We start from the raw sequence: 8,475 nt of genomic DNA, 5'->3' as shown, positions 1-8,475 counted from the left end.
CGCCGGGTGCCTTCCGACAGGCACCCGGCGCGGGTCCGGATCAGATCCGGGACGGGTCGACGAGTCCGCGGCGGACGGCGGCGACGAGGCGGCGGGGCACCCGGTAGGCGATACCGCCGACGGTCACCGGAACGAGGTCCGGAGCGACGGCCTTCCACTGCGCCCGCCTGCTCCGCGTATTACTGCGCGACATCCGCCGCTTGGGAACTGCCACGACCTCACCCCTCCCGGCCGGGGCGGGCACGCCGCCCGTACTTGCGCTCGAACTTCTCGACCCGCCCCGCGGTGTCGAGCACCCGGTTCGCCCCGGTCCAGAACGGGTGCGAATCCGAGGTCACGTCCACGACGATGAGCGGGTAGCTGAACCCGTCGCTCCACTCGACGGTGCGCGAACTGCCCGCGGTGGAGCGGGTCAGGAACCGGGTCCCGGTGCTGGAGTCCTCGAAGACCACCGGCCGGTACTCCGGGTGAATCCCTGGTTTCATGCATTGTCCTCTCTGTGCGAGCCCTCCGCGCCGACCCCGGACGGGTCGGCGCACGGATCGGTGTGCTGCTCGCCGAACGGGTCCGCCCACCCGGCGACGACCTGCGGCGACCGCGCGACGAGCCGCAGCTCGTCGTCCTCGACCAGCGCCCAGTGCAGGGCCCGCCGGATCTCGGCCGGGTCGGCGTCGTGCACGAGCACGACCAGCGAGACGTGCCGGTCGCCGAAGCGCTCGTCCCAGCGCAGCGCGGCCAGCGCGGCGCGCTCGGGGTCGACGGCGGCCCGCTCGGCCGGGGTCATGGCGGCCAGCCAGCGCCCCGCTCCCCCGACCCGCAGCCCGCCACCCGCCGATTCCAGCCACACCACATCGGCGGGCTGGGTGGCCAGCCAGATCCGGCCGCGCGCGGTGACGACGCCGTCGAGCAGCACGTCGAGCGCCTCGTGCAGCCGGGCCGGGTGGAACGGCCGGTCGGCGGCGAACTCCACCCACTCGACGCCGTGCTCCCGGCTCAGCGGCGGCTGCCCGCGCAGCAGCGGCGCGTGCGGGTCGAAGCCGCGGGCGCGTTCGGGGACCACGGCGAGCAGCGCCTCGATCGCGTCGGCGGCGGGCTCGGCGCCCGGCTCGGCGCGCAGCGCGGGAAGGCCGGGGGCCAGCCGGTGCAGCACGGCCGCGGTGCGCGCCCGCCGCGCCGGGTCGGCGCTGCCAGCGAGCAGCAGCGCGTCCGCGGACTCGACCCGGCCGAGCGCCACCTGCGCCACCGTGCGGTCGTCGTCGACCGTGGTCAGGCCGTGCTCGGCCAGGGTGTCGTCGCCGGTGGCGTCGGCGAACCAGCTGTCCTCGTCCAGGCACCCGAGCACGGCCTGCACCCGCACGTCGCGGCTCGCGGGCGCGTCCGGCCTGCCGACCATCCCCGCCACCACGACGTGCTCGATCGCCTCGCACACCGAGTCCGCCTCGAAGGCGGCATCCAGGTCGAGCACGATGCGGCGCACCGGCTCCCGCGCCGCGAGCGTGCGCAGCAGCGGCAGCAGGTCGCCGCGGAGCGTGCAGGAGACGCAGCCGTGCGCGAGCTCCAGCACGGAGAGCTCGGACCGGTCGCCGTCCAGCACGGTCCGCCGGACCACCCCCTCACGGAGGTCACGCAGATCGTGCTGGACGACAACGGTGCCCGGCGCACGGAGCAGTGCTTCCGGCACGCCGCGCGGGCCGCTGCCGGTGAGCAGGACGACGGGGGTGCGCCGGTCGGACGCGGAGACGGGATCGGCCACCGGAACAAATTCCTTTCGACAACGGTTTTCATTTGCTGGGTGCCGACGCTACAGTGTCGAACGGCCGTTGTCGAAAACGATATTCAATAGGAGGTCGGTCATGTCGGCCCACTGCCAGGTCACCGGGCGCGTGCCCGGGTTCGGCAAATCCGTCTCGCACTCACACCGACGCACCAGCCGGCGCTGGGATCCGAACATCCAGCGCAAGACCTACTACCTGCCCAGCGCGGGCCGACGGATCACGCTGACCGTCTCCGCGAAGGGCATCAAGACCATCGATCGCGACGGGATCGAGGCCGTGGCAGCACGGCTGCGGGCCCGCGGCGAGAAATTCTGAGGAGGGGCACATGGCCTCGAAGGCGACCGAGCTCCGGCCGATCGTGAAGCTGAAGAGCACGGCCGGAACCGGCTACACCTACGTCACCAGGAAGAACCGGCGCAACGATCCGGACCGGATGGTGCTGAAGAAGTACGACCCGGTCGTGCGCAGGCACGTGCAATTCCGGGAGGAGCGCTGATGGCGAAGAAGTCGAAGATCGCGCGGGATCTGCAGCGCCGGGTGATCGTCGCGCGGTACGCCGAGCGGCGGGCCGAGCTCAAGGAACTCATCCGGAAGCCGGCCACGCCGGACCGGCAACGGGCCGCTGCGCAGGCCGAACTGCGGAAAATGCCGCGGGACGCCAGTCCGGTACGATTGCGCAATCGGGATGCCGCCGACGGTCGACCGCGCGGCCACCTCAGGAAGTTCGGGCTCTCGCGGGTCCGGGTGCGCGAGATGGCGCACCGGGGCGAGTTGCCAGGAGTGCGCAAATCGAGCTGGTAGACCATCCACGATCGCGTAGGAGGAAGCCGTCAGCATGGCAGTGAAGCGAGCACCGTCGAAGAAGGTCCGCGCCGAGCAGGCGCGCCGCCCGAAGAAGAACCCGCTGATCGCCGCGGGCATCGAGCACGTCGACTACAAGGACGTGAACCTGCTCCGCACGTTCATCTCCGACCGCGGCAAGATCCGCAGCCGCCGGGTCACCGGGCTCACCCCGCAGCAGCAGCGGCAGGTCGCCATCGCCGTCAAGAACGCCCGCGAGATGGCGCTGCTGCCGTTCACCAGCCGCTGATCTCGGCGACCAGCGAGGCCCGGTGCGCGCGCACCGGGCCTCGGTCGTCTCACGGGATGGTGAGCACCTGGCCCGGGTGGATCAGGTCCGGGTTGTCGATGCCGCTGGCCGCCGCGATCTCGTGGTAGCGGTTGCCGTCGCCGTAGAAGCGCTCGGCGACGGCCCACAGCGTGTCGCCGGGCTCGACGGTGTGCGTGCGCGGCGCGGGCGGCGGCGGGGGCACGTCGGCCGGGGCCTGCTCGAAGGCAGGCTGGGCAACAGCCTCGGCCACCGGCTCGGGCTCCGGCTCCGCGGGGACGGCCTCGGCGACCGGCTCCGGGGCGGGCAGCGGGTTGTCGGTCTCGGTGCCGGAGGCCCACAGCGCGCTGCCGTCGGTGCCGTACAGCACCACGTTGCGATCGGCCTGCACCACCAGGCGATCGGCCGACTGGTCATTGGTCTCGGTGGACCAGGCGGCGTCGCTGCCCTCCTTGTAGAGCACGAAGTTGCCGTCGTGCTGCAGCACCGCGTTGCGCACACCCTGATCGTGGGTCTGGGTGGACCACAGCACAGTGCCGCCGGGCTCCGAGAGCACCAGATTGCCGTCGTTCTGCAGGGTCAGGGAGTAGGCCCCGCCCGTCAGCGACTGCCCAAGACCCAGTTCTTCACCTACGCGCAGCGTGTCGACCACGTTTGTCCTTCCGAAAGTTGGCCTGAATTGTTCGAATACGGTGTGCCACCGAGCGTTCGGTGCAAACCGTCACCGAATGTACTGGCGTTCGGCGGGGAGCGCCCGTGCCGCGCGGGGGATTCGCTCACAATTCACCCGACGTCCGGTCCGACGGGAAGCGGCTAGGGTCGGTGGCATGGCTCGGATTTCGTTCCCGCGGCGGGTCGCCGCGCTCGCCCTGCTGCTCGGCACCGTCGTCTGCGCGGGGTGCGGCGGCTCCGGATCGGAGGGGAACGACGCTGCCGCGCAGTCGGTTTCGTCCACTTCCGCGGCGCCGAGTACCCCCATCGAGGGTGAGCCCGGGTTGCCCGCGCGGCCCTTCACCGAGGCTCCGGTGCTGGTCGAGGCGTACCCGATTCCGTTCGGCTCCTACTCGCTCGTCGGCCCGGATCGGCTCGCGGTGGTCTTCGAAACCGGTTCGCCGGAATGTTACGGAGTGGCGGCAAAGGTCATTGCGGAGACCGATTCCGCGGTGACGGTCGAACTCAGGGCCGGGCGCAGGCCCGATGCGGCGAGCCGCATGTGCACCATGATCGCGGTGACCGGGAGCCTCGAGGTGCAGCTGCCCTCGCCGCTGGGCCAGCGGCAGGTGCTCAGCGCGGCGTGATGCGGCCGGGCGCCCCGCGGGGTGCCCGGCCGCCGGAGCGACTTCCTCAGTGCGCGAAGTGCCGTGCGCCGGTCAGGTAGAGCGTGACCCCGGCCTCGCGGGCCAGGTCGATGGTCTCCTGATCGCGCACCGAGCCGCCGGGCTGCACGATGGCACGCACCCCGGCCTGGATCAGCTGCTGCGGGCCGTCCGGGAAGGGGAAGTAGGCGTCCGATGCGGCCACCGAGCCCTTGGCCCGGTCGCCTGCCCGCTGCACCGCGAGCTGCACCGCGTCCACCCGGTTCACCTGCCCCATGCCGACCCCGACCGAGGCGCCGTCGGCGGCGAGCAGGATGGCATTGGACTTCACCGCGCGGCAGGCCAGCCAGGCGAAGGCGAGGTCGGCGAGGGTTGCCTCGTCGGCCGGATCGCCCGCCGCCAGCGTCCAGTTCGCCGGGTCGTCGCCGGGGGCGTCCAGGATGTCCCGCTGCTGCAGCAGCAGGCCGCCGCTGATCGGGCGCAGCTCGGCGCCTGCCCGCTGCGGCGGCTCGGCGACCAGGATGCGCACGTTCTTCTTGCGCTGCAGCACCTCGACCGCGCCGTCCGCGTAGCCGGGGGCGACGATCACCTCGGTGAACACCTCGGCCACCTGCTCCGCCATCGCCACCGTGACCTCGCGGTTGGCCGCGATGACGCCGCCGAAGGCGCTCACCGGGTCACAGGCGTGCGCCCTGCGGTGCGCCTCGGCGATATCGGCGCCGATCGCGATGCCGCACGGGTTGGCATGCTTGATGATCGCCACCGCGGCCGCTTCGTGGTCGAACGCGGCACGCCAGGCGGCATCGGCGTCGGTGTAGTTGTTGTACGACATCTCCTTGCCGTGCAGCTGCTCCGCCTGCGCCAGCCCGGTGCGCCCGTCGCCGTTGGTGTAGAGCGCGGCCGACTGGTGCGGGTTCTCGCCGTAGCGCAGCACCGCGGACCGCTCCCAGGTGCCGCCGACCCAGGCCGGGAAGCCGTCCGGCTCGCCGCCGACGCCTGGCACCCGCACGTTGAGCATCCAGCTCGCCACCGCGACGTCGTAGCTCGCGGTGTGCTGGAACGCCTTCGCCGCCAGCGCGGTCCGCTCGGCGAAGGTGAAGCCGCCCGCCTCGACCGCGGCCCGCACGCTCGCGTAGTCGTCGGTGTTCACCACGACGGCCACCGACGGGTGGTTCTTGGCCGCCGCGCGCACCATGGACGGGCCGCCGATATCGATCTGCTCGACGCACTCGTCCGGGGTCGCGCCGCCCGCCACGGTCTCGGTGAACGGGTACAGGTTCACCACGACCAGCTCGAACGCCTCGACGCCGAGCTCGGTGAGCTGCGCCAGGTGCTCGGGGCGCCTGGTGTCGGCGAGGATGCCCGCGTGCACCCGCGGGTGCAGCGTCTTGACCCGGCCGTCCAGGGTCTCCGGGAAGCCGGTGAGCTCCTCCACCTTGGTCACCGGAATGCCGGCTGCGGCGATCCGGCCCGCGGTGGAGCCGGTCGACACGATCTCGACGCCGGCCGCGTGCAGCCCGGCGGCCAGCTCCTCCAGCCCGGTCTTGTCGTAGACGCTCACCAGCGCCCTGCGGATCGGCCTGCGGTCACTCACCGGGGTACTCGCTCATCTGGGATCACTGCCTTTCGTCCGTCGGAGACAATGCCGCGGGTCGCGATGCCGGCGACGACCTCCGCCAGCAACCGTCGCTCGACAACCTTGATGCGCTCGTGCAGCGTGGCCTCGTCGTCGGCGGGCAGCACCGGCACCGGCTCCTGCGCCAGGATCGGGCCGGTGTCGACGCCCGCGTCGACCAGGTGCACGGTCGAGCCGGTGACCTTCACGCCGTAGGCGAGCGCGTCCCGCACGCCGTGCGCGCCGGGGAAGGCGGGCAGCAGCGCCGGGTGGGTGTTGACGATCCGGCCGCCGAAGCGCTCCAGGAAGGCGGGGCCGAGGATCTTCATGAAGCCGGCCGAGACCACCAGGTCCGGCGTGTACTCCGCGACCGCTGCGGTGAGCGCGCGGTCCCACGCGGCGCGGTCGGGGTGGTCGGCGAGTGCGACCAGGAAACTCGGGATGCCCGCGGCCGCCGCGTGTCCGGTGGCCGCGCACTCGCGGTCCACCCCGACCGCGACGATCCGGGCCGGGTACCCGGGGGCGGCGGCCGCCTCGAGCAGGGCGCGGAGCAGCGATCCGGTGCCCGAGGCGAGCACGACGACGGTGGCGGGCACCCGGTCGACAGACGGTGACGTCAGCGCTCTACTCCTGCGTGAGATGGACGGCGGCAACGTGATCGTGGGCCGAACACCGCCGCCCCAGAGCCTAACGACCCGGGGTGCGGCCACCGTCCGGCAGGTCGGCATCGACGACCTCGGCGTCCAGGATCTCCGGGGTCGTGCCGCCGGTCGCGGACGGGGTTCGCGCGGTGCCGACGGGGTCGTCGGCGTCGAGCAGCTCCGCGTCGAACGGCTCGTCGGCGCCCGCGTCGAGGTAGCGGGCGCCGGGGTGGTCGGGGTCGTCGTCCGGTCCCGCGCCGGTCTCGCCCCGCCCGCTCACCGAGTGGTCGCCGTCGTCGGCGTCCCGGGCGTCGCCGCTGCGGAGCGCCGCGCGCCCGCCGTCATCGCCGCTCTCGAGCGTCGCGCGGTCGCCGTCATCGCCGGTCCCGAGCGCCGCGCGGTCGCCGTCGTCGCCGCTCGCGACCGCCGCGTGCTCGCTGTGGTCGTCGGCGTATCCGGCGTCGTCGTCCTCGACCGCCGCGTGCTCGTCGTCGTCGTACTCGTCCCGGTGATAACCCTCGGTGTCGTACCCGTCCTCGTCGAAGCCGTGCCGATCGAACCCGTCGTCGTCGTACCCGTCCTCGTGCAGCCCGTCCTCGTGGTACCCGCGCTCGTCGTACCCCTCGTGGTCGTAGCCGTGCGCGTCGTACCCGTGCGCGTCGAAACCCTCGCGGTCGTACCCGTCGCGGTCGAATCCGTCGGTATCGAAGCCGTATTCGTCGTACGGCACCGCAACGGCGCGCTCCGCGACCGGCGGCGAACGCCGCAGCCGCGGCCGCCGCAGCTCGACGTTCCAGCGCCTGCCGAGCACCAGCCCGGCGTACCCGAAGATCGCGAACCAGCCGAAGGCAACCACCGCGAAGGCGGGCAGCAACATGCCGACCCGCCCGGCGTCGCCGAGCTCGCCGCCGCTGACCGCTCCGAGCAGCAGCAGCGCCAGCGTGGCGCTGCCTGCGGCGGTGAGCGTGGCCCAGGGGGCGGTGAGCCGGTCGTCCGAGGTCCGCGCGGTGTCGAGCCCGCCGAAGGCACCCACCGCGGCGGGCAGCACGAGCAGCGCGGGCCACCACCCGGCGGCCGGGCCGGTCGGCACCGCGGCCAGCACCGGGAGCCCCGGCACCGCACCGCCGACCACCCCGAAGAGCCCGAACTCGGCGCCGCCGAGCTGCGCGCCCGGCCCGAGCAGCACGCTCACCGTCGCCACCACCATGTTGGGCAGGTAGCCGATCGAGAGCAGGGTGAGCCCGAGCACGCCGACCACCCCGTCCGCGCCCGCATAGGCATCGAGGACGGCGGAACCGCGCGCGAACAGCGCGAGCACGACGACGACGGCGGCGCAGGCCAGCATGCGGAGCACGATCAGCCCGCCCGCGCGCAGCCCGGCGAGCACCCACTCCGGCGGCCGCGGCAGCGGGAGGTCGACGTCGTGCAGCCGGGTCGCGATGCCTGCGCCCGCGCCGAGCAGGTGCCAGCCGAAGACCCAGAGGAAGGCGGCGAGCGGGTTCGGCGGCTGCAGCGCGACGACGGCGGAGGCGTCCTCGGTGACCGCGATGCAGATGGAGGTCACCACCAGCGGCCCGAGCAGCGCGGCGCCGAGGATCCAGGACAGGTCGACCCGGTCCGCGCCCGGCCGGACGGCGTGCGCGCACTCCCTGGCCACGCCCAGCACCAGCAGCGCGGTGGCGAGCAGCGGGAGCGCACCGAGCGTGGTCTTGCCGATGGTCAGCGGCACCTGGTGGATGGCGAGCCAGCTCGCGGCGATGGCGCCCGCGCTGCCCCCGGTGCCGCTGCCCGCGGCGAGCAGCGTGGTCAGGATCAGCACGGTGGCGATGGTCAGGGCGAAGGTCGCCGGCCGCGCCGCGACCAGCAGGAGCACCCGCGCCCGCTCCGGGCTCAGCGCCCAGCCGCCCTCCGGGCCGGGGCGCTCCGGCCCGCGGCGCGTCGGACGGCGGCGTTCGGCCGTTGTTCTCGGGGCGCTCATGGGAATGAAGCGTGGCACCGGCCCCGGCGCGCCATCGTCAGG

General features: G+C 73.3%; 12 protein-coding genes. 5 read left to right on the top strand and 7 right to left on the bottom strand.

What is annotated here, in order from left to right; translation table 11 throughout:
* Positions 1 to 40: 40 nt before the first annotated feature.
* From rpmF to mrf, 3 genes are read right to left on the bottom strand one after another with little or no spacing between them, the layout of a single operon-like run.
* Positions 41 to 214, bottom strand: a complete 174-nt coding sequence (gene rpmF / locus ACFUJ1_RS34115; RefSeq protein ID WP_378651441.1) for a 50S ribosomal protein L32 — start codon at positions 212 to 214, stop codon at positions 41 to 43.
* Between the two features lie 4 nt (positions 215 to 218).
* Entirely contained in the window at positions 219 to 485 is a 267-nt protein-coding gene (locus ACFUJ1_RS34110; protein ID WP_378651440.1) for a type B 50S ribosomal protein L31, read from the bottom strand.
* Positions 482 to 1,753, bottom strand: a complete 1,272-nt coding sequence (gene mrf / locus ACFUJ1_RS34105) for a ribosome hibernation factor-recruiting GTPase MRF (RefSeq protein WP_378651439.1) — start codon at positions 1,751 to 1,753, stop codon at positions 482 to 484. Before mrf ends, ACFUJ1_RS34110 begins: the two co-directional genes overlap by 4 nt.
* A 100-nt stretch (positions 1,754 to 1,853) precedes the next feature.
* Here mrf and rpmB point away from each other — a divergent pair, with 100 nt between their 5' ends.
* Genes rpmB through rpsR form a run of 4 tightly spaced genes read left to right on the top strand, consistent with a single transcriptional unit; the run spans position 1,854 to position 2,865 of the window.
* Positions 1,854 to 2,090, top strand: coding sequence for a 50S ribosomal protein L28 (gene rpmB, locus ACFUJ1_RS34100; RefSeq protein ID WP_378651438.1), 237 nt, complete (start codon positions 1,854 to 1,856; stop codon positions 2,088 to 2,090).
* Positions 2,091 to 2,100: 10 nt separating this feature from the next.
* Positions 2,101 to 2,271, top strand: a complete 171-nt coding sequence (gene rpmG, locus ACFUJ1_RS34095; RefSeq protein WP_378651437.1) for a 50S ribosomal protein L33 — start codon at positions 2,101 to 2,103, stop codon at positions 2,269 to 2,271.
* Positions 2,271 to 2,576, top strand: a complete 306-nt coding sequence (gene rpsN, locus ACFUJ1_RS34090; RefSeq protein WP_378651436.1) for a 30S ribosomal protein S14 — start codon at positions 2,271 to 2,273, stop codon at positions 2,574 to 2,576. Before rpmG ends, rpsN begins: the two co-directional genes overlap by 1 nt.
* Before the next feature lie 34 nt (positions 2,577 to 2,610).
* Positions 2,611 to 2,865 carry a 30S ribosomal protein S18 gene (gene rpsR, locus ACFUJ1_RS34085; RefSeq protein WP_357025227.1) on the top strand — a complete coding sequence of 85 codons (255 nt, stop codon included), beginning with the start codon at positions 2,611 to 2,613 and terminating at the stop codon, positions 2,863 to 2,865.
* Between the two features lie 49 nt (positions 2,866 to 2,914).
* On the opposite strand, the gene ACFUJ1_RS34080 is transcribed toward rpsR, so the two are convergent.
* Entirely contained in the window at positions 2,915 to 3,535 is a 621-nt protein-coding gene (locus ACFUJ1_RS34080; protein WP_378651435.1) for a LysM peptidoglycan-binding domain-containing protein, read from the bottom strand.
* Positions 3,536 to 3,710: 175 nt separating this feature from the next.
* On the opposite strand from ACFUJ1_RS34080, the gene ACFUJ1_RS34075 reads away from it, so the two are divergent.
* The gene (locus ACFUJ1_RS34075; protein ID WP_378651434.1) at positions 3,711 to 4,181 is read left to right on the top strand and encodes a hypothetical protein; all 471 of its coding nucleotides are present in this window, start codon (positions 3,711 to 3,713) and stop codon (positions 4,179 to 4,181) included.
* Positions 4,182 to 4,227: 46 nt separating this feature from the next.
* Here ACFUJ1_RS34075 and purH read toward each other — a convergent pair whose 3' ends face one another.
* From purH to ACFUJ1_RS34060, 3 genes are all read right to left on the bottom strand, one after another.
* A complete protein-coding gene (gene purH / locus ACFUJ1_RS34070) occupies positions 4,228 to 5,793 on the bottom strand; it encodes a bifunctional phosphoribosylaminoimidazolecarboxamide formyltransferase/IMP cyclohydrolase (protein WP_378651433.1) in 1,566 nt (521 codons plus the stop codon).
* Positions 5,790 to 6,410, bottom strand: a complete 621-nt coding sequence (gene purN / locus ACFUJ1_RS34065; RefSeq protein WP_378651432.1) for a phosphoribosylglycinamide formyltransferase — start codon at positions 6,408 to 6,410, stop codon at positions 5,790 to 5,792. The genes purH and purN overlap by 4 nt, the downstream gene beginning before the upstream one ends.
* Positions 6,411 to 6,501: 91 nt before the next feature.
* The gene (locus ACFUJ1_RS34060; RefSeq protein ID WP_378651431.1) at positions 6,502 to 8,433 is read right to left on the bottom strand and encodes a DUF6350 family protein; all 1,932 of its coding nucleotides are present in this window, start codon (positions 8,431 to 8,433) and stop codon (positions 6,502 to 6,504) included.
* Positions 8,434 to 8,475 lie beyond the last annotated feature (42 nt).

Origin of the sequence: Nocardia sp. NPDC057227 (assembly GCF_042669725.1) — a bacterium.
Taxonomy (GTDB): domain Bacteria; phylum Actinomycetota; class Actinomycetes; order Mycobacteriales; family Mycobacteriaceae; genus Nocardia; species Nocardia asteroides_A.
Note: the sequence above shows the minus strand (reverse complement) of the source record. Positions and strands in the feature narration are given on the sequence as shown.

Coding starts and splice junctions, on each gene's coding strand:
- ACFUJ1_RS34110 (WP_378651440.1), bottom strand. CDS start 485: ATGAAACCAGGGATTCACCCGGAGTACCGGCCGGTGGTCTTCGAGGAC.
- rpmB (WP_378651438.1), top strand. CDS start 1,854: ATGTCGGCCCACTGCCAGGTCACCGGGCGCGTGCCCGGGTTCGGCAAA.
- rpmG (WP_378651437.1), top strand. CDS start 2,101: ATGGCCTCGAAGGCGACCGAGCTCCGGCCGATCGTGAAGCTGAAGAGC.
- rpsN (WP_378651436.1), top strand. CDS start 2,271: ATGGCGAAGAAGTCGAAGATCGCGCGGGATCTGCAGCGCCGGGTGATC.
- rpsR (WP_357025227.1), top strand. CDS start 2,611: ATGGCAGTGAAGCGAGCACCGTCGAAGAAGGTCCGCGCCGAGCAGGCG.
- ACFUJ1_RS34075 (WP_378651434.1), top strand. CDS start 3,711: ATGGCTCGGATTTCGTTCCCGCGGCGGGTCGCCGCGCTCGCCCTGCTG.
- ACFUJ1_RS34060 (WP_378651431.1), bottom strand. CDS start 8,433: ATGAGCGCCCCGAGAACAACGGCCGAACGCCGCCGTCCGACGCGCCGC.